Genomic DNA, 24,508 nt, shown 5'->3' with positions numbered 1-24,508 from the left:
AGCTGTTCGTAGATTTAAGTTTTCAACATCATCTTGATTTTATTAAGATGTTGTTGCGTACCGAACGAACCAAGATTAATTTATACCACCTATAATTTCAAAACCCTAGCTCTCGCTGGGGTTTATTGTTTATTGACCTATAAGCATCACGCTTCAATGTACCGCAATCCCTTTGCGTGACGCCACTTTCGCGAAAGCGAAATCTATATTTATCCCAAGTCACACCACAAACTAGTGCTTAAGCGACTAGTAAATTTTGGGATCGCAAATGCAGTTAACCAGTACACTCAACAAACAGAAAAAAGGCATTGAGCTTCATTTTAGCGAAGTGCTTCCTAAAGAACTAGCTTTCCATTTAAAGGAACTAGGTTTTAAGGAAACGCTGTCAGATCCTACCAAATGGTATGTGGACAATCATCCTGCCTATTGTCGCTATACGGAAGAGCTGGAAAAGGAATTTGGTAGAGATGGCGATTGGAAACAGGTTTTGATCCATCCATCTTTTGAGTCGTCCGTAGAAAACATTGACACTGGTCAGTTTTCCTATGTAACAATCTTCCTTAAGGGACAGCAAAAAGCCGAGCAGGAACATTTCGTCGTATTTGATTCCTACAAGAAGGTAGCCTATGAGATTGCAAGTCGCTTTGCGATGCGTAAATATGGCGATGCGCTCAAGCATATAGAAGTACATCCTCGCAACTATAAGAGAAAGTCTCGCGTCCTGTTTAGAGATGGGAACGTGATAGATGGTATGGTCGCTTTAGAAAGTGAACGTACAGAATTGGAAGTCGCTAAGGAAGTACCTTCAAAAGATGAGCTAGTTGCTAAGGAAGGAGAAATAGAAAATAAGGAAGTTCCTAAAGAAGTAGCACCAAAAGAAGAAGATGATTCTGGTTATCAAACGGATGCAGAACGTAACCTTTCTACACGGTCGATTTTAAAAGAAGTTATTGAAAAACTCAACGAGCAGACCGAAGAACTGAACGACGAACCAGAAACGATTATCTCTACAACTATAAGCGACCTCGAAGATGCCTCAGAGCAGTGGAGCGAGATTCATTTTAAGAACCATCTTTTGAAAGCCTTGCAAAACTTTGAGGATTGGGTGTACGACTTGGAAATTGGTGACCGAGCGATGGCGTTGATGCAAGTCAATCGGTTGTATCAGTCACTGAAGTTGGAGCTCATTCCCTTAAAAGAAATTGAGACCGAAGCGTTGGCGATACCCAAAGACATTTTCAATCGGGATCATATTGTCCCTAATGTGCTTGTGCCCGTGCACGCTGGCGAGCCTTTTCAATCTGGAAGTCTGACCATAGGCGATGGTAATTTCTTGAAATTTAAGTTTCCTCAACTTTATAAAATAACAGATGAGAATCTCAATCAAGTTTCTGGTCTGGAGCTTTTTCAGCTCTCGCAAATGCCACATCCCAAAGATTATGGCGTGAAGGTGAATCGCTCTTCCCTTTTACAAGAATGGGAAAATCGTGGTCCGGAAGCTTTCTCGGCCATCGGTTACCCTACAGATCTGGATTATCCGTATGTAAATATCCATACGGGATATAGAAGTGTCTCGCCTTTGGGCGCAGAAATCGACATTGAAAACGACAGTCACAAATGGTGGTCTGTGGTGGAGAATTCTCGTCCCGTGGCAGATCCTCAAAAAGGCATTGAAATCATAGATGATATGCTTTTGCAGTTGGTAGAAGATCATTTGGACTACGTAAATCCCAAAACGGGCAAACCCAAAACGGACAAAAAATCGAAGGAAGCTTTCAGCGAAATGCAATGGCAGATGAACCGTTTAGAACGTTCAAAAGCTACTCTTCAGGCTTATTTAGATGATCAGAACAAACCTAATCCTGCGCCTAAATCACTTCCTAAAAAACAAAGTTCTACAAAATCGAAGTCCAAAAACGATTACATAGATCGTGTTGTGGCTGTGATGCATACCGCTTTCGCGAAAGCGGAACGTCTATCAAAAAAGAAGGTAGAAGCCTTAAAGGATGAAACAGGTGCGCCAAACATCGGTGCGCTTTGGGAAGCTGTGGAGTTGAGTTGGCTTTTGTGGTACAAAATGCTCTATAAAGAACCGATTCCATTTGAAAGTCGATTACGGAAAATGGACTTTTTCTGGAGCCAGGTACAACCTACGTATGCGTATTCAGACAGTAGTAAGGAACTTTACAAGCAGTATTCAACACCTTGTCCCATAGGTGCAATCGTGGCCGAATACACACAGATGAAAGATGCCGAGTTCATTTTTGAACCAAGTGCAGGCAACGGTTTATTGCTGGTAGGTGCAAATCCGCGAATTACGCACGTCAACGAGATTGACAACAGCCGAAAGAAATCGCTGGATTATCAAGGTTTTGGTCGCATTACCAATAACAATGCAGCCGAACCTTTTCCAGAAGTAATGACCAAGGTGCACGACGTGGTTGTAACCAATCCACCTTTTGCAAAATGGGAAGCGTCCAAGTTCGATAAAGCACGTATTGCCAATAAATATTTTAATAAACAGCGTGGGATTGCAAACCATATCCGTCTGGAACATTTGATGGCAGGACTTGCGTTGCACACGATGAAAGATGATGGCAAAGCGGCCATCATTATAATGGGTCACGTCTATTTTGGCGAAGATGGACTCTTTGCAAAGTACCGACCATTCTTTAACTGGTTGTACCGTCATTATCAGGTGGACGATATTATCAATATGAACAGCTACAAGCTCTACAACAAACAAGGCGCTGTGACCAAAACAATGCTCATACTCATAGGCGGTAGAAAGTCAAAACCATCTGGAGTAGCACCAGACAGCACCAAAGCACCAGAACTGGACACGATGGTTGAGAGTTTCTTCGATCTCTGGAAACGTGTGAAGTCACACATCAGACCCAATCTAAATACACTCATATCCCAACTCAAAAAAGCAAGAACCCAATGATATTTTATAACAACCAATTGATGTCTGGCGACGTCAAGGCACGCCTTTTTATGGTCTCAAATCCATCAAAATTTGAGCGTTTTGAAGATCACGAAGCTGGCATTTTTATTCAATTGCACGAGCTCATCGAGCAAGCAAGAGCAATGGGCGAAAATCCCATCGCACTCATAGAAGAATATCTGGAAGTGGTTTACAATGAAGGCAACACCACCGATGAAATCGCCAGTTTTCTATTGGAAACCGATAAGATGCAGACCGCACTCTGGACGCTCAAAGAAAGTTGGGACAAGATGGATGACAGTCTGCCCACCAGTTCTATTATGTACGGTGGTATGGATAAGGAAGAAGCCGTGCAATTGTATTCAGAAACCACGCTTCGCAGCTATTTGGAAGCATTAGCCCTTTTCAAAAATGAATAACGAAGAACTCGATATCAAAGAAGCAGAATTCAGCCAGAATGCTGATGAAGTTGCAAAACTTGCTACGCAGGAAGCGGCTTTGGTTCCCTATGTGTCTAAGTCACAGGCACCATATAAAATGAACACGCTCATACCGCGCAATATGGCTTTTGAAGTTCAAAAGTCCCTAAATCGTATCGTTAAGGATAAAGGAAATATAGACAATTACGTACGTAATCAGCTCAAGTATGAATCTACCAAGGCAATGTGGCAAGGCTTGGGTGCAGAACAAGTTGACGCCGTTGGTCTCTATCTCAAGCAATTTGAAAATGAGCAAGGTATTATTATAGCAGATCAAACGGGAATTGGGAAAGGCAGGCAAGCTGCTGCGGTGATACGACACGCAGTTATGCAGGGCTTTCTTCCCGTTTTCTTTACAAAAAAGCCTGATCTGTTTACAGATATGTATCGGGATCTCAAGGCCATCGGTTTTGACAATATCCGACCTTTTATTGTCAACACAGATACCGATGCCAAAGTGAAGGATGCAGATGGAAAAGTGGTTTTTAGCCCAATGAACAGCAAGGCGCAATACGAACTTATTACTACCGAAAAAGAGTTTCCTACAGAAAGTCCAGAGTCTATTGAGTGGCACAAAAAGATAGGCAAGAATCTGCCAGATCCAGACAAGGTGCCGTTTATAACCATCACAGAAACGCTCGACCATTTACCAGTAGGCTACGATATGATTTTCTGCACCTATTCACAGGTACAATCGGCGCATCCTTATAAGCGATTATGGCTGGAAAGTATGGTCAACAATGGTCTGGAAGGTAGCAAGAAATATAAAAAAGTTATTTTCATTCTTGACGAGTCGCATATGGCAGGTGGTTTTGATTCCATCATTGGTACGTGGATGCGCGAAGTACTTCCGCAGACGAAAGCCTGCTGTTTTTTGAGTGCCACTTTTGCCAAATATCCAGAAGTAATGCCGTTTTACGCAAAGAAAACTGCCATTGCCGAGACTGGACTTACCGATGCAAGTTTTGTACGCTCAATGACAAGTGGCGGTTTGGCACTTCAGGAAATCGTGGCATCAAATCTTTCAGAAAGTGGACAGCTCATTAGGAGACAGCGCTCTAATGAAGGTATTAATGTAGATTACATCACGCTGGATGCAGAGCCACAACGCAGTAAAAGTCGTGCAAGTGTTAATAGTATCATCTCGCTGATGAATGAAGTGGTGCAATTTGAACAGGAATTTGTTGCACCATTGCTGGCAGATATTCACGCTTCCGCGAAAACGCAAGGCGAGCATATGTCATCTAAACCCAGAAGCCTTGGTGTGAAACAATCGCCGTACTTTTCCAGAGTATTCAATATTGTTGATCAAATGCTTTTTGCCTTGAAAGTAAAGGATGTGGTAGATCACACGATCAAATTACTGAAGGAAGATAAGAAAGTGGTCATCGCATTCAAATCCACGATGGGTGCTTTTTTAAAGGAAATGAATCTGGTAAGTGGCGATGTCATCCCCAACGAGCAAATGGATTTTGTACGTACGTTGGTGCGCGGTCTTGATGGTATTTTTAACTACAATTATACAGCGATCGATGGCTCAAAAACCAGAGAGCGTATAGAACTCGAAGAGTTACCGCAAAAGGGAATTGAGCGATACAAAGACATCAAAAGCCGAATGGTTCTCGAGAGTTCTGGATTATCCATTTCGCCCATCGATGAATTGATACACTTGATTGAAACCCAGAAAAAGCCAAAACATTTAGGCGGTCATACCGATATGTATTTTAAAGTTGCCGAAGTTACAGGTCGTAATCAGCGTATTGCGATGGATGGCGATGAGGCAGTTGTCCAGGCTTTCCGCAGTAATACGGAACGTTCTTTCAGAATGTTCAATAGTGGCGATTATGATGTGCTGCTCATTAACCAAAGTGGTAGTACAGGATCTTCGGCACACGCAAGTAAAGATTTTAAGGATCAGCGACAGCGAGCGATGATTGTGCATCAGTTTGAGTTGGATATCAATACCGAAGTTCAGAAACGTGGTCGTATCAATCGTACTGGTCAAGTTGTGTTGCCTGAATACTATTACATCACAAGTGACATTCCTACGGAAAAGAGATTGATGACAATGCTAAAGGCGAAATTGAAATCGCTGGATGCCAATACCACAGGCTCACAGAAAACCAATGATGAAACCTTAAAAAGTGCAGATTTCCTGAATAAATATGGCGATATCGCAGCGTGGAATTGGGTAGATGAGAATCAGGAAATGATGGAGCAGCTCGGTTATCCTACTTATCAAAAGAAAACTGATAAAACCGGAAACATACGATATGAACGCAATGGTTTTAAGGATGGTGCGGTACGACAACTGACTGGTCGTGCAGGATTGCTCAAGGTTGAAGAGCAAGATGCCTTGTACGATGATCTTTTAGAACGATACGACCACCAGATAAAACTGGAAAAGCAACAAGGCACCTACGATCTTGAAACTGAATTCTTACCACTCGATGCAGAAACGAAAAAACGGTTCTTGTTTCAGAAAGGTCAAGGTGGTGCTACACCATTCGGGAAAGATACTGTACGCGACATTACCATCGTCAATAATCTTAAACGACCGTTTACCAAACAAGATATTGACAAGCGTATCACAGATGCGCTGGATGGTCAAAAACCTGTTCAAGTACGTATGAAAATGGTAGATGCCATAAATGAAAAATACCCATTGCTTATTGAAGAACGAAAGTCAAAAAAACTGGATGTCATCAATAGATTGAAGGAAGATCGGGACGATTTGCCGCAACGTGGTACTGGCGCGACCGAAAAGGAAAACGAGCGCATACAGTCCGACTGGACAAAGCTGGAAGAAATCATCCACGCAAAAACATCACAGCTTGCGACCTATGTGGCGGGATTAGAGAATATCAAACGGTCAATCATCAGATACATCACGATGTGGAACATAGGCGATGTGGTGCGAGTTCCTTTTATCGGGACGACTATCACACCATCTTGGGGTATCTTTTTAGGTGTGAGCATCGGTAAATCTGGCAAGAACCCATATACTTTGAGTAACATCAGTCTAAAGTTTGGAGTTACAGATTCTCGAAAGATTTTGACCTACAGTTTACAACCAGCTGAACAGAGTTTTATCTCACAGATCTTTACAGAAAGTCGAGATATTTCTGAAGCCGATGTGCAAATGGTTAATCTAGAATGGAATGAACTCATTAAAAAAGCATCTTCCAAACGAGAACGCCGTCATATCCTTACAGAAAATATCGTAGGCGCTTCTAACCAGATTGGTACTCAAAACAAGCTCATAAAATACAACACAAAAGAAGGAACCATCAAGAATGGCATCTTGTTGCATAGAGATTTTGGCAAAGATGGCGAAGCAAATTCGGCAGTACTGCCTATTTCTGAAGCATTCAATATTATTAAAAAATTGGACGTAGATGACTTCTTTGCAGATCACAAGCTCAACTTTCGCGTAAAGCGTATTAGTGAAAACTATTTGCAATTGTACCTGGATAAAAGAGATCTCTATCCTGCGATTATCGATGAGAAACTTCGGTCGTTCTTGAAACGAGCTGAAGGTCAATCGCAGGATGAGTTGCCAGACTTTGTGCAAAATGCTGGAGATATGACCGCAGCCTTGCATTTGGAGAAGCTGCAATTATTTTTGAATAGATTAGATGCGTTTGGTGTGCAGTTCTTGGGTCACGCTCGCGAATTGGAAGATTGGGAAATTGAAAACGAAGCCGACTGGAAATCAAAGACCAAATCTACTTCTGGTAGTTATAAATACCGGTTAGGACGCGCTTATGGCCAAGGCAGTAATCCTACGACCGGATTTGTGAGTTATGAAGAACCGAGTTCGCAATATGAATACGGACTCGTCATTTACAACCGCCCATTATCAGACAAAGAGAAATTTAATTACTCGCTTATTCCCGTGTTTAAGAATGTGGAAGAGCCGTACCAAATCTGGAAAACTGAAGCGCTTGCCTCTGGATTAAAAGATGATTTTAATAACATCGTAGGCGATGCTCGCAGATTACCCTTGCACGACGCTATTGAAAGATTAGGTTATTTTATTCTCAATCATCCACACGAAGATGGAAATGCCGAATTTGTGTTTGGAGAGTACACCTATCAAGAGTTGGGACGTATGTTTTTTGAAGATACGATTGCGCAGATTTCGGCCATTGATGAGATGATTAACCAGTTACAAATCGCACAGGCATAAATGAAAATAAATCCCAACAAGATGTACATCGTCTATAGCCCGTATTATAATACGCGGAAAGGAATTTTTAATGGTAAGCCTACGACGATGCAAGAGCTTAAGAATAAATTTAGGCGTGGCTTAGACGCGTCAGTTATCATAGCAATTTATTCCACCAAAAAGGAAGCCAACGCCGCCGCCGATCAACTATTTAAAAAGAGCAAAGACAAATGACCCAAAGAAAATTAGATATACCAGAAGTACAGCAGATTCCGCAGTTTATGAAAATTATGGACGATTTGAGTGTAGGCAATAATCCTTATCTGGTAGGTAGCGCAGGAACAGGAAAAACGACATTAGGAGAAAAGGTAGCGTATGCCATTAATGGCCGATCAGAAAACGACGGTAAGGAACTGCCTTTTACCATTGTGAATTGTAATCAATGGACTTCGCCTATCGATATCAAAGGTGGACAGACGATTTCTGGCTACAAGGAAGGAGCGCTTATTGAAGCCTGGCGTGATGGAAAGATTTTGATTCTGGATGAAATGCCCAAGCTCGATGCCAATACCGCAGGACTGCTTAATGATGCTCTGGCAAAAAGTGCTCGTGAGGATGCTATCATTTTTAATGGACAGAATGAACCCATTGTCAAGCATAGAGGCTTTGGCTGCATTGCCACAGGAAATGTCATTGGAAAAGGCGCAAGCGGTAATTATGTTGGGAATAACAAGCAGGATGCTTCCTTGCTCGACCGTTTTAGCGGTTCTATTTACCGCATAGGTTTTAACGAGACCTTAGAGCGACAACTGGTGTATGCGCCAGTCGTAAATATGTGTATTGATATTCGTAAAGCTATTTTACGCTATGAAGGAAAAGAAGCTGGCGATGATGATACTGAAGACATAATGACCTTGCGTACGATGCTCAACTTAGAACGTGCCTACGAACTCGAAATGAAGCGAGAAACAGGAATGAAAGATGAGTTTGGTAAGACCTACCGTAAGATGCCCAATGGTAAAACTTTAAAAGATGCCCTAGAAAGCTACTTTATCGCAATGAATCGCGAAAAAGCGGAACATATCAAAACTGAGGTCAATCTGGAAGGATTTCTAAATTCGTATAAAGGTAGCGTGATGAAGGCGGAGTTTATTAAGGAGTTTAAGAGGCGGATTGGGTAAGTCTAGCAACAACTATTTCCTTCCTGAATCGGTGGACAAGCTACAGACCCATAAGAGCAATAAACGCAACAATCCCCTTCATTTGGTTTTAGAACCGTTTTACAGTTCTCACACTCGTAGAAAAATTGACAGGCGTTTGTTGGCATATCTTCTACTTTCTTATTTCCGCAGTTCGGGCAGGTAATTTCAGATTTTAATATAGTTTCCATTAGTTTTCCTTTTTGTCGGTTACCTTATAGCCTGTGGAGTTAATTGCCTTCTCAATTTCCGTATCATTTGTTTTGGTTTGGTCAAATTCAATGATGGCATTCCCATTTTCGTAGGATGCTTTTGAGTTTATAATTCCGTTGAGCTTGTTTACTTCGTGGTTGACGTGCTCTTCGCAACTTGCACAGGTCATCCCTTTTATATCAAAATTTACCGTATGGATATTGGATTGATTGACTACAACCACTTCTTTTTTATTATCCGGATAAAAGATGTGAGCGTAATATGGAAAACTTATTGATATAGCCGCAAAAAGCGTAATACCTATTAAAAAACCTTTAGTTTGAAACCACTTTGGCTTCGCATCCACTTCACAACAATCCTCTGCTTTTTTCGGTTTTAGATAATCATACCACGCATAACCAATTGCTACGACAGCGATACCAATTAAATAGGGTCTAAAGGGTTCCATCCAAGATAAAGCGGATGCACTTCCCCCAACGCCGGCAATTAATGCAATCACTGGTGGTATGCAACAAGATGATGCGGCTACAGCAGCAAACAAACCTGTATAAGCTGCATTTTTTGATGTTTTTACGGTACTCATTATTAAAAATTTATGCTGTTTTTCTTTTTAATTTAATTGACTTAAAAATACTATCCAGAATATCCGTCTCATCTTCGTTCAATGAATAGTACAAGGTTTGCCCTTCTCGCCTTGAGCTTATAATATCTGCATCTTTCATTTTTCGTATATGCTGTGAAACCGCGGGAACACTCATACCTAAAATGTCGGATAAATCACAAGGGCACAGTTCTTTTTCCATGTTTAAGAGGAATAGAATTTTTAAACGAACCTCATTACCTGAAATGGCTAGTAGTTTTGAAATTTTATCAAAACCATTAGCCATACCATCAATAGTAGTTCTACAGTTTTGCAGCTGCTTGTGGTCAGCTTCAGCTCGTGTGCAAGATATTTCTAGTTTCATATTATTGCTTTAGACGGGCAAATATATAATTAATTACGTATTTAAGCAAATACTTAAATAAATAAACAATTGTCCCAAACTACAATCCCATCCCCAAACAACTCACGCCACTAATTCTATTTTTAAAAGAATTAAGTGAGTCGACCGCAAAAACATACAGCCCAAAGTACCAATGGCAAATACAACTATCTCTCGTTTGATAGTGTGTTTGCCTTTAATGCGTTTGTAGATCACGAGATACAGCAACTTAGCAAGACAAACGCCTCACGGTGGAATAATGTGGTGCAAAGCACTATCCAAAACTTAAATTCTGGTACCGAATGGTATGGCAATCCTACGCCCAAGGATATTGAAGAACTTAATGAGCACCGCACCTTTTCTGGGATGGAGCTGGTGCGCAAGATTCAGCCACAAATTAAGGACAAGCTTGCGAAGTATCTGGACTATTTAGAGGATGCCGTATTGCCCAAGCCTAAGATGGCTTACAACGATCGTGGTCTGGGCGTGTTTTCTTTTGAGCGTGCGGCGATGGCGATGTTTAAAAACTTTCCCGTAGATACCAGAACACCTGTGGATACTGCCGTGAGCCAGATGAATATTGAGCTCAACAACCACAGTATCAACACATCGGTCAAAACGGTGTATGCTTATTTTCAGGACAAACAGATGTCCTATCCTGCGATGCAACTCTACATTATGGCTGGCGCAAATGCAAATGTGCAGGGCGATCAGCTGCTTTACGTAGGCCTTGCCTGTGCCGAGCTTGTGGAGTTTCTGGAGTTGCGTGGCATTTCGGTAGAAGTTAACGTGATGATCGGCACTTCATTTAGCAATCAGGTGGCGATGGCTTGTGTGCGCGTCAAACGATTTCAGGATAAACTGGATAAGAATCAGCTGTTATTGATCAGTAGTGATCCGCGTTATTTTCGGTTTCGTGGGTTCAAGAGTTTGGTGGCGTTGAGCAACTATTTTGGTTTGACCATTCCATCTGGTCTCGGCAGTATTACTGCACAAATGGGAGCCGCTTTCGCGAAAGCGATCAACTCAAAAGGCTTCGTTTTTGAACAAAGCTACGCGATGGAAACCGCCGTAAACGAAGTGACGCAAATCATAGAAAATTATAAAACGCAACTCGCTGTATAATGGATAAAAAGGTGCTCAAACAGACTGTGATTGATTCCATAATGGACAGAGCCATTGCCATTAATAAAGCCTGTGCTGAGCAATGTAGAGATTTTGAAATTATGCTTTCGCGAAAGCGTAAAAACACATTAATACTGCGATGGACGAGTATTAATATTTCAAATGAAGATAATCCCGTGCAGCAGTATCGCTATGAGTGTTTCCAAACGGATGGGACACCGCAACTGTGCTCTGTGCATTATGCAGATCAAGAGGAAGCAAACGAATTTGTCTGGTCGCTAGAACCGCTGTACCATCAATTATATGCCATAGATCATAAATTATAGATATGTATAAAACCAAAGATATTTCCAAAGCCGAACTGAAGGCGCTGGCCATAAAGAATCAGGATGAAATCGTAGCACTTACGGGCAGCGAGCTAGATCCCGTACAAGCCTGGGAAGTCATAAAACAGGCTTCAGATAACTTTACAAAAAGTGATCTAAAAGCGCAGGAAGCAGACGAGCTTTTATTTGAGATGCTACATCCCGATGAAAAATCAAATACCGGAGAGATCTACACGATGAGTGATGGTTTTCAATGGAAATTATTATCAAAAGCTGAAGCAAAAAAACGCTTTATTGCCGATAAGGAAGTGTACGGCATAGACCGAGACACAGAAACCGAAGCGCTTATTGAGAGTAAAGAAGATTTGGGTCGTTTTGAAGAATTTGGCGTGGAGCATAAAAACAATGATGTAAAACGAAAGCCAAAGAAAGCTGCCAACAAAAAGACCGCATCTTCTAAAGAAACCATACGCATACAGGAAAAAGAACGTGCCAGAGCCTTATCGTTACTGGAACTCGAATTATTAATAGCTGCTTAAACATACACTATGACCATAGAAAAATTACAAAAGCTCAAGCTGAGCGCCGTACAACCAGACGCCTTACAAACCGCAGTCAAAGAATTACTTGCTGATTACGAGGAGACTTCAGATAAAAATGCCTTTGAAGAAATCGCCAAGGAGAATATAGAAAAGGTATTTTCAATGGTAGAGCGCCTTGCGCCAGACGCTATCGTAAAAGAACCAAAGCCTGCCAAAAAGAAAGCACCATCTAAAACGGTCAAAAAGGAGCTAGACAAAATGACGAGTGACATTAAGCTGTGTCGGGCAAAAATCCGCAAGTTTAATGAGGAGAAACGCAAGAACGAGCCTAAGAAACCCAAACCGATGCGTCACACTAAAATCAAAGGTCATTTTATTTCTATAGCCAATTTGATTCCAACAAAACTCAAAGAGAATGTTGCGGTGCAAAAGGAGGCAGAACGTGTGTTACTGCGTGCGCATCGTGGTATTATGAATGCCTATAAAATGAATACGGTCACCACCGAAAAAGGTCTCGATGCCATCAAAGAGAAGTTTGACAAGATGGAAGAAAAAGCTAAAAACTAATTATGAATAAAAAAGTACTGATCATCACAGGTGCAGGCCTGGCCATAGGTTTTGCCGAAGCACTCATTTACTACAATCTGGGAAAGAACTCGGAAAATGAGAAGTTTAAGCTACAAGTTCCCAAAGGAGCAGAACTGCTTAAAACTACCGGCATCATCATCGCCACATCGCTCGCCACCGCAGCGCTTTCTAACATTATAGAAGGTGCGCTTACCGAAAAACAAGAACTCATCCCAATACCTGCCTAATTATGAAAACGATAGAACACCAAATTTTCCTGAAACGCAACGGACTTGCTACAAAGCTGTTGCTACAGCCCATCCAAGAGAAAATAGAAATCTTCGACCGTATGCACGCCTTACTCGACAAGGTATCTGTCTGTGATAAAGATGCGCTTATTGATGAGTTGGAAGCCCTAGACCTAGAAATCCTAGAAGACATCGATGAAGAATATGCAGATCAGCTAGAACACAACGAGATTACTGAAGAACTTAAAGAGAAACAAGTTGCATTTGAAAAAGTAATGGAAGACGTGCCAACACCAGAACCCAAGAAAAAGCCCACCGATGAGGACATCATCAACGAACTGGTAAAAATGGGTCGCACAGAAAACATTGGTCGATCTACCTTTCGTGATCTAGGCGTGAAAGTGGCGTTAGGTTGGGAGACGATTATCGGAAAGTATCGCGTGACCAGGACGAGTGTATTTAGGTATCGGTATGAGATTGAAAGGATATAGGTTTGCGAGGATCTTTTGGTATTGAGATGGACTGCTTGGTTTGTTTTAAAAACTGATGAACCATTAGTATTCCAAACATCCATAAAAGACCAGTTTGAAGCTCTTGATAACCTATAAGATCTTCAATCTGGTTTTCTTCAGTTAGGTCTATATGTTTTATGAGTTTCTTAATCTTTTTAGGACTAATCAAGTTGGGCTGATACCCTTCTTTTCCCAGAGCCATTTTAAACTCTTCGGCGGTTCGTTCATAATTTTTGTTATGAAGTACTTCCGCGAGCATCTCTTTTTTCGCTGCTTGCATTCGGCCCCATTTGCCTTCTCCTTGCCAGTACTCTAAAATTTTATAGGTTTCTAAAAGTGTGAAACTTCTACGTCCCACCAAATCATTTTCAATGAAGTATGTAGAGAAACGTTCATTGAAAGTAGTACGCGAGTGAAGTCCAGTAATCTGATAAAGTATTTTTTTAGGAATACGCTCAGGAAATAATGGTTGGAAACCAGCAATAATTTGCTCGTTTTTAACTTCTTTAGAAGGTGTTTCCCATAAGTCAATAATTGAGCTATAATGAGAAATGTAGATCATAAAACGCCTGAACGATTTAAAATTATAGCTGATCAAACAAGCTGCAATAAACCACCAAGGTACGCTACCGTTGAACCTTTCGTGAAATCTATCTATTTTAAAATCTTCTTCTGTCATAACTTAAGAATGGTCGCAATGTTTTAGTCATTGCGACCATTACATTTTTACTTCTTTCCTTTAGAACCTGAATTCCCAGAGTTACCTGAACTTGTTCGAGGTGGATTGTTTCCTCTACCTTTTCCTGAAGGATTTCCAGTTGTACTTGGTGCATTTTTTAATCCGCTTGACTTTGCCATAATTTTGGGTTTTAATATTAATAATGGCTCAAATATATACTGGGTCTTTTGAGTGGATTGTAAACTTTGGACGATAGGGTATTAAAATTATAAAACTTCGATTTCCGTTTCATTAAACCAGCCATTTGCTATGGCATTTGTTTTAATTAGACTTGGATTGTCGGTGTAAGCTATTACCGCTAGGCCTTCTTCTGCACGACTGCACGCTACATAAAATAGTCTTCTGGTTCTATCTATTCCAGTATCATTGCCTTCAGCTTCATTTTTTAAATCAGAGGCACTTGGCCCTTTAGTTCCAAATAATTTATCATAACTAAACATAAAACCTCTTGCTTCCTCATCGTCTATTATTACAACAACTCTTGGGAACTCTAAACCTTTAACTCCTTGATGTGTAGCAAACTTAGATTCTTCTTTGAGGTATTCATCATATTTAGACACTTCTGAGAATGTTGCATTTAACGCTATGTCCCAAGCATCAATAGCATCATCATTTAGTTCTTCATCTTCATCTTCAGAACTTTCAAAGGCGGATTCTTCCTTTTTAGTTCTAGAACTAATAACCTTGAAAATGTTTGGTAAAGGAAATAACTTAGTTTCAAAAATAACTTTAAGTATATCTTTTAAATATGGATCGCTGTTATCTCCCCATAATGCAAACAATTTGGATACGTTATCATTAATTTCGGATAAGTGTTTTAATTGGTCTTGGGAATTAACTATTACATTTTTATCGAATAAAAAGGAATTAGCTTTTACTATCCTCATCACGGAGAATTTGTCGCCACTTTTATGCGCTTCTATCAAAGGCAAGATTGTATTCCTAAAAAGATTTAAGGTAGATAACGATCCATCTATCAAACTGGTCTTTAACCTATCCACTTTATACAATGGCTCGAAAAGACCAATAAATCCCATCCTTATAGCAGCCATATGATGTTCCAGTATTAAAGTCTTGACTTCATCAGGTTCCGTCCAAGATTTATCTGTTGTAAGCGTAAACATTTTTCCTGCAACGGTACTTTCCGTAACAATCTTATCACTAGCTCTATCGGCAATAAATAATCGAACTATCCCTTCTGGTTTTTCTTTTCTAGGTTGTTGTTTTTGGTCATCAACTTCTTGTCGAATGTCATTTATTAATTTAATGATCCGTTTGTTAGAGCGATGGTTCATTTTTTTAGTAGGAAAAACCCAGTCTGATGGTAATGATTCTCCTAGGTTCGGTTTGCCGTCAGCATAAATTCGTTGCATTGTGTCTCCAAATAGACCGAGTGAAAAAACATCTTTTTTGGCTTTTTGTAAAGTAAACAAGGCGTCAATTAGTTCCTTTTTTGTGTCTTGGCTCTCATCTACTAAAATTATCGGGAATCTAGCAGCGACAATATCTTGCATCAAACTTTCATTTGCTATAAAGTCCGCTGTAATTCCAATGACTTCAGAGTGATTCAAAGAGTCCTTTTTATAATTATCCCCATTAGGGTTATAAGTGAATCGAGTAACGTTGGGAAGATTTTCTAACCGCTTGTTTTTTGATTTTATTTTTCGTGCACGATCAATTGAGGACTTATTTTGCAAACTTCTAGCTTTTGATTGGGCTAATTCAAGATCTTCTATATCCTTTAATAACCTAGCTTTTACGTAAGATTTTATATCTGAAGTGAATAGTTGTATAAGTTCCCAAGCATAGCTATGTATGGTACTCACATAAAAAATTGGATCGAACTTTAATCGTTGTTTAATCTCATCGGCGGCGGCATTTGTATAGGTTATGATCGCAATTTTTTGATTATTAAGAATAAAATTATCGCCGTGATTCTTTTTAAATTCGGTTAAAGCTTTCACTAATGATCTCGTTTTACCTGAACCAGCTCCTGCAAATAAGAAAAAACTCTTTGGATTATTTGGATTTAAACATTCTGATATTTGAATATCAACGTTATCATCTATATTGTTCTCATCAGCTAAGATCATTTTTCTACAGTTTTAATTTGTAAACCTGTCTTTTCAATCTTCAATTTGTCTTCAATCCATAGAAGGCCTTCTTCAATATATTTGGGTGTTTTTAGTACATCTGGTTCTTTAAAGTAAAATAGTTCTAAAGCAAATTCAGCTTTTTTTGATGATGGGTCCGTAATTATTTTATACATCTCATCTGCTGATTTTTGAACTGAAGTTTCATTAGTAGCCTCCACCATTTTTTTAAGTAAGCCTTTGGCATCAGTCAAACTCTTAAAAATTGATGCGTTCTCTAAAACCAGCGAATCTTCAAATGTGTATGGGTAAACTATGGTTTCTTTTTTGTTTTCATCTATTTTGACAGGAGTTTGATATGCAATCCTAATAGGGTTCTTTTTATCCTCTTTGTTTTCAAATGCTGTAGATAAAAGTTTATCTAAATCTTTTTCAGCAGGAATCCATCCTTTGAGAGTAGAATTTCCAGTTTCATAATTTTTGCCCAACGCTGGCTGTGTTTTCTTGCCTCTTGAATCTTTAATCACAGAATCTAAGTCGGTAATCACTAAGGTTATTAATCCTAAAGCTTCAATAAGCGGTTGAAGGGTATGTGCGTGGCTACCACCTATTTCTAAAATTGAAACATAACAACTGCTCAATTGCGTGTGATGAGTGATAAAATATGGTAGCAACATACGCTCTGCTGGTCCTTCAACCAGTATTGCCGCATCAGAAAAGAATAGGTTACTATGAGTTGTTTTTAAATAACGTTTTGCAAATCTTGTAGTTTCATCATCAGTTCCAAAAGTTTTTGACAAGTTGACTACTGAGGATGTATTGATTGAACCTTTCTCTGAAATATTTCTTCTGAAATAACGTAAAGCTGTAAAATCAATTTCGTGCGCGACGTGATTAGAATGGGTACTTATTATCAACTGTGTAGTAAAAGCCGTATCATCTCCAAGGTTATCGTGTTTTCGTAAAACACTATATGCTTTTCGTATAAAAACTTGCTGTACTTGTGCGTGTAAATGTGCTTCTGGTTCTTCAACTAAAACTAAATGAATGGGTTGAAAAATAATTTCTGGATCATTTGGATCTAAACTTTTACCCTTCTTCATCCATTTATCTCTAAAACTTATGAGCTTGAAAATCATCGAAATTAGATTTTGATAACCCAATCCATTATATTTTTCTGGTAGAGACAATTCTGTCTTTCCGTCATTAAGAGCATATTGTACTGCTGAGTCGTGTTGTAAACTACTCGCTGTATTTATTTCACTGCTTAATTTTATTTGTGGGTTTCCAAAGCCTGGATAGTTGAGATCTTCGAGTTCATTTAAGGCATCTTTAAAGCTACTTTCTAAATTTGTATTAAAGGCTTCTTTAGCCTGATGCAATTGGACCAATGCATCAACGTCGGCTTCAGTTGGATTGATACTAGGATTAAGATGTTTTTCATAATAATTTCGTAGTTGTGATGATAGATTTTTAGTGTTACTACCTTCAACAGCATCTGTATTTACATCAGTAAAACCTCGCTGGGCGTTTATTATGTCTACGTTGATCAATTTGTTCAAGACTTCGTTTTGAACCGGAATATCTTTTTCTGTTAATAATTGTGGTTTTTCGTTTTGCGCAGGGTCTAATAAATAGGTTTGTACTTTGAAATAAGTGCCGAGTCTTTTGTCTAAAAAATCCCGTAGATTTTTAGGCCACAAATTGAACGTTGCAGATTTACCCTTTTTAGCATCATAAATATTCTTAGAATTTTCAATGCTTTTTATAAACTCTGCATAAAGTGATTCTATGTCAGTCGGTTCGTAACGTAATCGTACACCAAGTAAGCCTCCTTTCCAATCAAGTGACGGAATTATGTGACTCACGTGTTGTAATTCTGTGTTTTCAACTTGCAGCCACAAATCTAGTGTTGGTATTTCTGTTTCCCAAGGACTACTACTTAGGTCTATTTTCTCAGGATCTTTCTCTTGAAGCCAAGTATCTCCAATTTTATTAATGGTAGCCCAATTAGATAAGGTGAAATCTTTGAGATCAAAGGATCGGTTTTTAGTGAGAAATAGAATTAAGGCGTCCATAGCAGATGTCTTTCCGCTATTATTCGCACCGACTAAAAGTGTTTCTCGTGAAGAAACATCAATGCGGCAGTTCTTCAGTTTTCTGAAGTTTTGTATGTGTAAAAAATCTATTCTCATACTGTAAATTATTATTCGTTAAAAACATATTCGTAAACAGTCTTTCTGTCTAATGGACCAGCAAGCCCGTTCATTCCTTGTGGTTTCTTAGCTAGTTTAAAAATATACACCCATTTCGACGCAATATTTGCGCCTTGCGGTTGAGGCATATTTTGAGTTCCTTTTGCAGAGAAAAAAGCCTCAACTTCATTTGCCTTGGCCATTGTGTCGGCATTAATGCACTTCCAGTGCAGAATTTTACCGTTTCTTACCGAATGTTCTCCTTTGCGACGTTTTTCATTATTTGTAATGCCTGCGTACCATCCGTTAAATCTAGGATTCTTGCTTCCCATCGTTGCCTTTACAAATTTTGTAAGTTCACTTTTAATTGCTCTAGTTTCCATATTTCTATTTCTTTAAATTGAAGTGATCATTATAAATAGACCTTCCGGCATCTGATTTCCAAAATGCCTCGGGATCTTTAGCTATTTCTTCATAAATTTTATCTTGTTGATCCTCACTTGCTCGCTTGTGCTTACTAATTCCGTGAATTCTATTAGTTAAGAATTCTGATATCGCCCAATACTCAAACTGTTGTGGTATATTATAGGTTCCTTGAATAGGATTGATCGCTAGGTCTGCCAATCCATCTTCGCCACCTGGAGACTTCAATACCGAAAAAAACATAAACCTGTTGAATTTTGCATAAATGGCTAAATATGTCTTTTCAGGATTGCTGATAATTGTGAGATCATTCATTCGCGTCATATAGTAATCTACACCTTCAAGCTCAGTGGTATGAAACTCAACTCTGTCCGTAAACCATAAATAGCAGTTAGAAAATTTTCTTGGAAAAACGGAACTAGCAAGAAAGCCTCTCCATTCCATTTCACAATCTAGTAAGAGTTGATAGAACCATTTTTCAGAAAGCTCTTCATCCATTTTCATTTCTAAATGAATCGTTCTCCATAGTAGAGAAATAGCGAAATAATAAAGCTCCTCGTTATACGGTAGATAGTATCGGGATTTTAAATAGGGATGAAAAATATTCTCTGCAAACCATTTCTCACGTTTACCAAATTCTTGTTCTGCTTTTGGACTCAGCAATGGTATTTTGATGCCGTCCTGCATTCTAACATTGGGCGCTATAACACGTCGTTGAAATTTTGAGCCTGTTTTTTTAGAATGCTTAATAACAAACTTAGGGATGATGTGGCTTTCCCTTAATTCTCCTACAGTTTTATATAATGCGCAAGTTCCTTCCATCTTACCCATTCTCCACAATCCTTATCTCCTCATCACTCAATCCATACAGCCCATAGACCAATGCGTCTATTTGTTGTTCTAGGGTGTTGATTTGTGATTGTAGGTCTTGTGCTTTTTTCTTGTTTTGCTCAAAGAGATCTAACCATTCAAACTCGTCTGATCTGGTAAGTACGGCAACAGGTTCTTGACCTTGCTTTTCTCGCAATTTGTTGGTGGCTTTAATGGCTTTGTTGAGTTCTTTTATAAACTCGTCAAAATCTAAATCTTGCCAGTTTTCGAGTTTTTTTGAGAGCTTGAATAGTTTGTTTTGGCTCTGGAAGAAATAGATAAATTTATCTAACGCTCTGTTATAGCTAGATTTTAAATCTAAAACCTCTGAAACTAGAGTTTCTAATTTCAAGTTTTCAATCTCCTCTGGTATTGGTAGATTGTAAACATATTGTCTTTTCCACCTTAAAAAACCACCTCTAATTTCAGAACTTATTTCTTTAAAAATGAAGCTTATCAATTTTGAGTTTAATATTCCTAGTAATTCTTTTGACTCAGAACCAATAATAAAACTGGTCATATCAAAATAAGTGTTTTTTGTATCTATGGTAAATCTTCCTTCAGTCGCTATTTCAGGATAAACTATTTTAGGAATCTCGAATTCATTATAGTAATCACAGGCACGAAGTTCCCACCAATAATTACCCTGATCACTTCTTTTTCTAGCTCTAGACTCATATTCCTTCAAATGATTTGCTATTAACGGATATTCGTTACTGAACCATTGCCAGGCATCAGCCTCGTTTTGAAACTTACCATTCGTATTTGTCCACTTGCTAGGTATAGCAATTATGTATTTACTGATTTTAGGTTCCCCATAACGTGACAAATCTCTTCCTACACCATAAGGTTTTACAATAGAGTCGTATTTTTCGGATTGTGATTTTAAAGATTTATAGAATTCTTCATCAACAATAAAAGCATCGTTCAGACCTGTTTTCAGCCCAACGAACATTCTATTATTTATGAAATCTTTTAAGGTCGGATATTTACTGCCTAATTGCGAAACAATTTTGGCTACACTTTCATCAGCAAGTGACCACGCATTATCGCTTAATAAAGTTTTATCAACAGTATTATAGTGATCTCTTACGTATTGATCCAAACTTGGAAAATCCAAAGTATCGACCTCTATGCCTTTAAATTTGCTCATTTTGAGAGGTCCACCAATTGTAATTATACAAGGATACGCTGTAGCATCTGCAAAGACAGGTAAATCCTTAAAATCTATAATCTCAATTATATTTTGACTTTTAAGCCACTTTCTAAGCTCGTAACCATAATTTGCTCTCATCCATTTATTAGCTACAATAATGCTGTAAAGACCATCTTGTTTGATTAAATCTTTAATGCTTTTTTCAAAAAAATAAGTGTACAAGTCGGCAGAACTATTATAACAACTGAAGTTTTTATGTAGGTATGGTTTGATGTCTGAAAACAGCTCGTGTCGTACATAAGGCGGATTCCCAATCACAACATCAAAACCTCCGTTTGCAAACACTTTCGCGAAAGCGGTCTCCCAATTAAAGGCTTTGTCTCCTGCTATGGTTTTACTGTCTATTAAACTATTTCCACATTTTATATTACTGCTTAAATCGTTGAGCTTACGTCGTGGTTGTGCGGTGCGTAGCCAGAGTGAAAGCTTTGCAATCTCTACAGACTCCTCGTTAAGATCTACACCATAAATATTGTTCTCTAGTACGGTGTTTTCTATATCTGGAAACTGTAAGCCACCACCTAGAATTTTGGTCTTAAGCTCGTCTATGTACTGATGTTCTTTGATGAGAAAATCCAGCGCCTGGTTAAGAAATGCACCAGAGCCACAGGCAGGATCACAAATAGTGATCTGCAACAACCAGACGCGGTAAGTGTCTAGCGTATCAACTAGCTTTTGTATGGTCTTGTCGTTTCGCTTCTTTCTACCAGTACCACGACCTTTAAAATACTCTTCTTCTTTAAAACCGAGTTCGGCTTTTTTCTCATCGCATAGTTTGCCAACCGTATTTTCTACAATGTATTTTGTGATGTACTTAGGCGTGTAAAAAACGCCATCCTTCTTACGCTTGCTTTTTTGTTTGTCAAAGTTGCCACCTTCTATTTCGGCATTAATGCTTTCAATCTCGTTGAGAGAGTTTTCAAAAATGTGACCGAGGATATTGACGTCAACTTGGCTTTCAAAATCATAAGTTGCCAGCTTTTTAGTGTGATGGTAAAGTAAATCATCATCTATTATCACACGATCCAGTATAGAATCTGGTTTAAAAAGACCACCATTGTAGGCAAAAATCTCTTTATTTTCTGCATCGCCCTTACGGCCTTTATCCAGATAATTAAAGTGCTTTTTAAAACGATCATACAACGGTTCATCTACATCCAACTTGCGTATGGTGTCCCATTCTGCCAGACGTTTTATGGTATAATTGGGTTGTAAGAGTCCGCGATCTTCTGCAAAAAAGATAAAGAGAAAACGATCTATAAGTTTCTGCGACTTTTTAAAAAGCGTGAGTTTTACGTTTTTCTCCAGGCGTTCAAGATCCGACTGGTGTTCTGCATTATCTGTAATACCAGTCTCTTCTTGTATCGCGACCTTTAAGACTTTACCGTTTTTCTTTACCAGATCACGATATAGCTCACGTTTAAAAAGCGAATAATCCTTATAAAACTCTTTGGTAATCTGCTCCTCTACAATGAGTGAATCCTGCTTTATCTGAAGCGGTAATTCCTTGAGCAAATTGTCTTTGTACAAACACAAATACAGCAATCCAAAGTCATCTCGTGTAAGGTTAAACAGGTCAAAATCCAGTAACTCTGTCGTGTCGTCTATATAGAAACGCAGTTTTTCAAAATTAGAGGTAATGACAAACCTACATCCTTTGTGATTTACTTTATAATCAAAAGCCTGACGTCGTATGCTTTCCAGATCCTTTGTATTTGTACCCTTAAGTTCTACAACGGCTACCGTCTTTTCTTCTGTGATAATGGCACCGTCTGCCTTGCGATTATTTTTCTCGTTTTTATATTCTGTAGTAAGATTGTATTTGGGCTTAGGGTTAATCGTATAATCGAGCACGTTTACAAAGAGTTCTGTAAGAAAAGTAGCCTGTATTTGCTCCTCGTTACTCTTGTCTATATTTTTCTGTATCTCAAGGTTGAGAAAGAATTTTGTGTACTTGCGATATGCTTTATCTACTGCGTTTGTGTCCTGTTGTGCGAGATATTTTTTGAGTACAGATGTCTGGAATAATGCCATTTAGTGCTTTACAAAGTTGTTCAGCTCCTAAAATTAACAAAGTTTACAAGCTATTCATCTTTATTTCTCATTTTGTTTTCATTACGCTTTCGCGAAAGCGGAATAAAACTGAGTGCATTGTTCATTTGAAACACTATAATTTTAATAATTCTGTCTCTTTAGCTAAATATGAGAGTTGAAATTGTCTAAGATCGAAATCGTCCAGTTGCATATCAAATTGGGCTTTTCTTGTAAGATGATTTGCGTTAGCATTTCTAGCTTTTTTCAGTAGATCTGGCAACGTAGTTTGACCAGTTGCAATTACATTAATAACCAAGTCCCAGGTATGAATATCCATAATGAATACATTCTCTGGTGGTAACTGGCTATTGTCAGTGCTATTTGCGTACCTGTCTTTTGTAATCTGATAAAGTTCTCTGTAATCTGACCAGAAAATATTCTTATGCGTTATTACGATTCCCCAATTCTCTTGATTGGGATTCAAAAATTTTGATACAGGTAGCATTTGATCATAATAAGCCTTTAAAAGTGAGTCTTTATAAGATGAGTACACATAATCGTCTGTTGGGTTGATCGATGCTAATGGCTTAGGTTCAATAGCTTTGCATTCTAGTAAGATATTATCATCAATCAAAAAATCTACGACTTTGTGCTTCGCGGAAAGAGATCGTTTTACCTCACTCTCAATTTTGTAATTAATATTTATTTCGTCCAAGCCTAACTGAATATATTTTTCAAACCTTGCTCCAAATTCTGTTGTAAACTTTGGATCATTGATTTTCATATAATCGTAGATGTAATAGTTTGCAGTATAATTGAAAACTGATGGATGCACAATACGCACAGAATTTTCAAACCATTGAAATGGAAATAATGTAAGAAATGAATGTTCCATTATCTCATATTTTGTGGCATTAGTTCCTTTCCATTTTTTAGCTTCTTTTGCTGCGGTCAATGGCGTTATCATTAAGAGGTTTATGAATCGTTCGGTTTGTATCTTCCCAAATATATCAGACATACTATCAAGTATAGGTTGGCTTACGTAGCCCGTAATTTTTGTGTTAGGAAATTCTGATTGTTTCATTTGAGCGTACAACCACATACATTGTAGTATTCTTAAAAATTCAGTAATAGACAGGCCAGTTTTCTTTTTAAAAGAGGCTGAAATGTCATACCGCGATTTTAGATTTTCATATAACTTTAATTGTGTGCTAAAACGCTCTTTATGTACTGCGGTTTGAAGATAAAACTGCTGATAATGTAGTATCGCAAAGGCTCGATGAATTCCTTGAGATTTCATATAGTTTGAAATATGATCGGGATCAAATTCCATTATAGCGTCAAAAAGTGTTCGAAAAGCTGTGACAGTTAATGGTTTTACCGGTTTAGTTCTAGTACCGTACAAATAAGTCCATTTCATTATGGTGAGTGGAACCCATAAAGCTTTGGGCTTTTCGATTTCAATATCAAAATAGTTGTAACAAGCCTTTAATAAAGCAACCATTTCGTATGAGTTTATTTCTTGTTTAAGTTCTTCAATGGTTTCTAACTTCATTTTTTGGCGATTTAATTGGATAGGTTTGTCAAACAGCAACATTATAGTAAAATCTCCATAATTTACTAGGA

At 38.6% G+C, this 24,508-nt stretch carries 21 protein-coding genes; 10 read left to right on the top strand and 11 right to left on the bottom strand.

All coding sequences use genetic code 11. From position 1 onward, the window contains the following. Positions 1-256: 256 nt before the first annotated feature. From ACVC43_RS07160 to ACVC43_RS07145, 4 genes are all read left to right on the top strand, one after another. On the top strand, positions 257-2,947 hold the full coding sequence (locus tag ACVC43_RS07160) for an N-6 DNA methylase (RefSeq protein ID WP_452223829.1): 2,691 nt from the start codon (positions 257-259) through the stop codon (positions 2,945-2,947). Further along, positions 2,944-3,366, top strand: coding sequence for a hypothetical protein (locus ACVC43_RS07155; RefSeq protein ID WP_201293110.1), 423 nt, complete (start codon positions 2,944-2,946; stop codon positions 3,364-3,366). Before ACVC43_RS07160 ends, ACVC43_RS07155 begins: the two co-directional genes overlap by 4 nt. Next, positions 3,359-7,618 (top strand): strawberry notch C-terminal domain-containing protein, encoded by a 4,260-nt coding sequence (locus ACVC43_RS07150; RefSeq protein ID WP_159259714.1) that lies wholly within the window; start codon positions 3,359-3,361, stop codon positions 7,616-7,618. Before ACVC43_RS07155 ends, ACVC43_RS07150 begins: the two co-directional genes overlap by 8 nt. A 209-nt stretch (positions 7,619-7,827) precedes the next feature. Continuing rightward, the gene (locus ACVC43_RS07145) at positions 7,828-8,778 is read left to right on the top strand and encodes an AAA family ATPase (RefSeq protein ID WP_144665763.1); all 951 of its coding nucleotides are present in this window, start codon (positions 7,828-7,830) and stop codon (positions 8,776-8,778) included. A gap of 2 nt (positions 8,779-8,780) precedes the next feature. On the opposite strand, the gene ACVC43_RS07140 is transcribed toward ACVC43_RS07145, so the two are convergent. Genes ACVC43_RS07140 through ACVC43_RS07130 form a run of 3 tightly spaced genes read right to left on the bottom strand, consistent with a single transcriptional unit; the run spans position 8,781 to position 9,974 of the window. Next, complete coding sequence (locus tag ACVC43_RS07140) at positions 8,781-8,987, bottom strand: GDCCVxC domain-containing (seleno)protein (RefSeq protein ID WP_159259715.1); 207 nt, start codon at positions 8,985-8,987, stop codon at positions 8,781-8,783. Beyond that, the gene (gene merTP / locus ACVC43_RS07135; RefSeq protein WP_452223828.1) at positions 8,987-9,592 is read right to left on the bottom strand and encodes a mercuric transport protein MerTP; all 606 of its coding nucleotides are present in this window, start codon (positions 9,590-9,592) and stop codon (positions 8,987-8,989) included. Before merTP ends, ACVC43_RS07140 begins: the two co-directional genes overlap by 1 nt. A 10-nt stretch (positions 9,593-9,602) precedes the next feature. Continuing rightward, the gene (locus ACVC43_RS07130; protein WP_144665751.1) at positions 9,603-9,974 is read right to left on the bottom strand and encodes an ArsR/SmtB family transcription factor; all 372 of its coding nucleotides are present in this window, start codon (positions 9,972-9,974) and stop codon (positions 9,603-9,605) included. A 135-nt stretch (positions 9,975-10,109) separates the two neighbouring features. Between ACVC43_RS07130 and ACVC43_RS07125 the strand changes: the two genes are divergently transcribed. From ACVC43_RS07125 to ACVC43_RS07100, 6 genes are read left to right on the top strand one after another with little or no spacing between them, the layout of a single operon-like run. Further along, positions 10,110-11,117 (top strand): DUF7192 family protein, encoded by a 1,008-nt coding sequence (locus tag ACVC43_RS07125; protein ID WP_452223827.1) that lies wholly within the window; start codon positions 10,110-10,112, stop codon positions 11,115-11,117. A gap of 26 nt (positions 11,118-11,143) precedes the next feature. After that, entirely contained in the window at positions 11,144-11,443 is a 300-nt protein-coding gene (locus tag ACVC43_RS07120) for a hypothetical protein (RefSeq protein ID WP_452223826.1), read from the top strand. 2 nt (positions 11,444-11,445) lie between these two features. Further along, positions 11,446-11,982, top strand: a complete 537-nt coding sequence (locus tag ACVC43_RS07115) for a hypothetical protein (protein ID WP_186434782.1) — start codon at positions 11,446-11,448, stop codon at positions 11,980-11,982. 9 nt (positions 11,983-11,991) lie between these two features. Then, positions 11,992-12,552 (top strand): hypothetical protein, encoded by a 561-nt coding sequence (locus ACVC43_RS07110; protein WP_144665744.1) that lies wholly within the window; start codon positions 11,992-11,994, stop codon positions 12,550-12,552. 2 nt (positions 12,553-12,554) lie between these two features. After that, positions 12,555-12,800, top strand: coding sequence for a hypothetical protein (locus ACVC43_RS07105; protein ID WP_144665741.1), 246 nt, complete (start codon positions 12,555-12,557; stop codon positions 12,798-12,800). A 2-nt stretch (positions 12,801-12,802) separates the two neighbouring features. Beyond that, the gene (locus ACVC43_RS07100; protein WP_144665738.1) at positions 12,803-13,291 is read left to right on the top strand and encodes a hypothetical protein; all 489 of its coding nucleotides are present in this window, start codon (positions 12,803-12,805) and stop codon (positions 13,289-13,291) included. On the opposite strand, the gene ACVC43_RS07095 is transcribed toward ACVC43_RS07100, so the two are convergent. The 8 genes from ACVC43_RS07095 to ACVC43_RS07060 form a co-directional block, all read right to left on the bottom strand. Continuing rightward, positions 13,260-13,991 (bottom strand): hypothetical protein, encoded by a 732-nt coding sequence (locus ACVC43_RS07095; RefSeq protein WP_452223825.1) that lies wholly within the window; start codon positions 13,989-13,991, stop codon positions 13,260-13,262. The two genes, ACVC43_RS07100 and ACVC43_RS07095, sit on opposite strands and share 32 nt — an antisense overlap. 47 nt (positions 13,992-14,038) lie before the next feature. Continuing rightward, positions 14,039-14,170, bottom strand: a complete 132-nt coding sequence (locus ACVC43_RS07090; protein ID WP_262885445.1) for a hypothetical protein — start codon at positions 14,168-14,170, stop codon at positions 14,039-14,041. An 87-nt stretch (positions 14,171-14,257) separates the two neighbouring features. Beyond that, entirely contained in the window at positions 14,258-16,144 is a 1,887-nt protein-coding gene (locus tag ACVC43_RS07085) for a UvrD-helicase domain-containing protein (RefSeq protein ID WP_159259721.1), read from the bottom strand. After that, entirely contained in the window at positions 16,141-18,339 is a 2,199-nt protein-coding gene (locus ACVC43_RS07080; protein ID WP_159259722.1) for an ATP-dependent endonuclease, read from the bottom strand. The genes ACVC43_RS07085 and ACVC43_RS07080 overlap by 4 nt, the downstream gene beginning before the upstream one ends. A gap of 11 nt (positions 18,340-18,350) precedes the next feature. Beyond that, the gene (locus tag ACVC43_RS07075; protein WP_159259723.1) at positions 18,351-18,722 is read right to left on the bottom strand and encodes a hypothetical protein; all 372 of its coding nucleotides are present in this window, start codon (positions 18,720-18,722) and stop codon (positions 18,351-18,353) included. Positions 18,723-18,726: 4 nt separating this feature from the next. Beyond that, on the bottom strand, positions 18,727-19,593 hold the full coding sequence (locus ACVC43_RS07070; protein ID WP_159259724.1) for a hypothetical protein: 867 nt from the start codon (positions 19,591-19,593) through the stop codon (positions 18,727-18,729). Beyond that, positions 19,586-22,882: an Eco57I restriction-modification methylase domain-containing protein gene (locus ACVC43_RS07065; RefSeq protein WP_159259725.1), complete on the bottom strand. Its 3,297-nt coding sequence runs from the start codon at positions 22,880-22,882 to the stop codon at positions 19,586-19,588. Before ACVC43_RS07065 ends, ACVC43_RS07070 begins: the two co-directional genes overlap by 8 nt. 133 nt (positions 22,883-23,015) lie before the next feature. Continuing rightward, on the bottom strand, positions 23,016-24,437 hold the full coding sequence (locus ACVC43_RS07060) for a hypothetical protein (RefSeq protein ID WP_452223824.1): 1,422 nt from the start codon (positions 24,435-24,437) through the stop codon (positions 23,016-23,018). Positions 24,438-24,508 lie beyond the last annotated feature (71 nt).

This window comes from Lacinutrix chionoecetis, from assembly GCF_053604665.1.
This window is presented reverse-complemented; position numbering and strand designations above follow the sequence as displayed.

Coding starts and splice junctions, on each gene's coding strand:
- ACVC43_RS07155 (WP_201293110.1), top strand. CDS start 2,944: ATGATATTTTATAACAACCAATTGATGTCTGGCGACGTCAAGGCACGC.
- ACVC43_RS07150 (WP_159259714.1), top strand. CDS start 3,359: ATGAATAACGAAGAACTCGATATCAAAGAAGCAGAATTCAGCCAGAAT.
- ACVC43_RS07145 (WP_144665763.1), top strand. CDS start 7,828: ATGACCCAAAGAAAATTAGATATACCAGAAGTACAGCAGATTCCGCAG.
- ACVC43_RS07140 (WP_159259715.1), bottom strand. CDS start 8,987: ATGGAAACTATATTAAAATCTGAAATTACCTGCCCGAACTGCGGAAAT.
- merTP (WP_452223828.1), bottom strand. CDS start 9,592: ATGAGTACCGTAAAAACATCAAAAAATGCAGCTTATACAGGTTTGTTT.
- ACVC43_RS07130 (WP_144665751.1), bottom strand. CDS start 9,974: ATGAAACTAGAAATATCTTGCACACGAGCTGAAGCTGACCACAAGCAG.
- ACVC43_RS07115 (WP_186434782.1), top strand. CDS start 11,446: ATGTATAAAACCAAAGATATTTCCAAAGCCGAACTGAAGGCGCTGGCC.
- ACVC43_RS07110 (WP_144665744.1), top strand. CDS start 11,992: ATGACCATAGAAAAATTACAAAAGCTCAAGCTGAGCGCCGTACAACCA.
- ACVC43_RS07105 (WP_144665741.1), top strand. CDS start 12,555: ATGAATAAAAAAGTACTGATCATCACAGGTGCAGGCCTGGCCATAGGT.
- ACVC43_RS07100 (WP_144665738.1), top strand. CDS start 12,803: ATGAAAACGATAGAACACCAAATTTTCCTGAAACGCAACGGACTTGCT.
- ACVC43_RS07095 (WP_452223825.1), bottom strand. CDS start 13,991: ATGACAGAAGAAGATTTTAAAATAGATAGATTTCACGAAAGGTTCAAC.
- ACVC43_RS07090 (WP_262885445.1), bottom strand. CDS start 14,170: ATGGCAAAGTCAAGCGGATTAAAAAATGCACCAAGTACAACTGGAAAT.
- ACVC43_RS07085 (WP_159259721.1), bottom strand. CDS start 16,144: ATGATCTTAGCTGATGAGAACAATATAGATGATAACGTTGATATTCAA.
- ACVC43_RS07080 (WP_159259722.1), bottom strand. CDS start 18,339: ATGAGAATAGATTTTTTACACATACAAAACTTCAGAAAACTGAAGAAC.
- ACVC43_RS07075 (WP_159259723.1), bottom strand. CDS start 18,722: ATGGAAACTAGAGCAATTAAAAGTGAACTTACAAAATTTGTAAAGGCA.
- ACVC43_RS07070 (WP_159259724.1), bottom strand. CDS start 19,593: ATGGGTAAGATGGAAGGAACTTGCGCATTATATAAAACTGTAGGAGAA.
- ACVC43_RS07065 (WP_159259725.1), bottom strand. CDS start 22,882: ATGGCATTATTCCAGACATCTGTACTCAAAAAATATCTCGCACAACAG.
- ACVC43_RS07060 (WP_452223824.1), bottom strand. CDS start 24,437: ATGAAGTTAGAAACCATTGAAGAACTTAAACAAGAAATAAACTCATAC.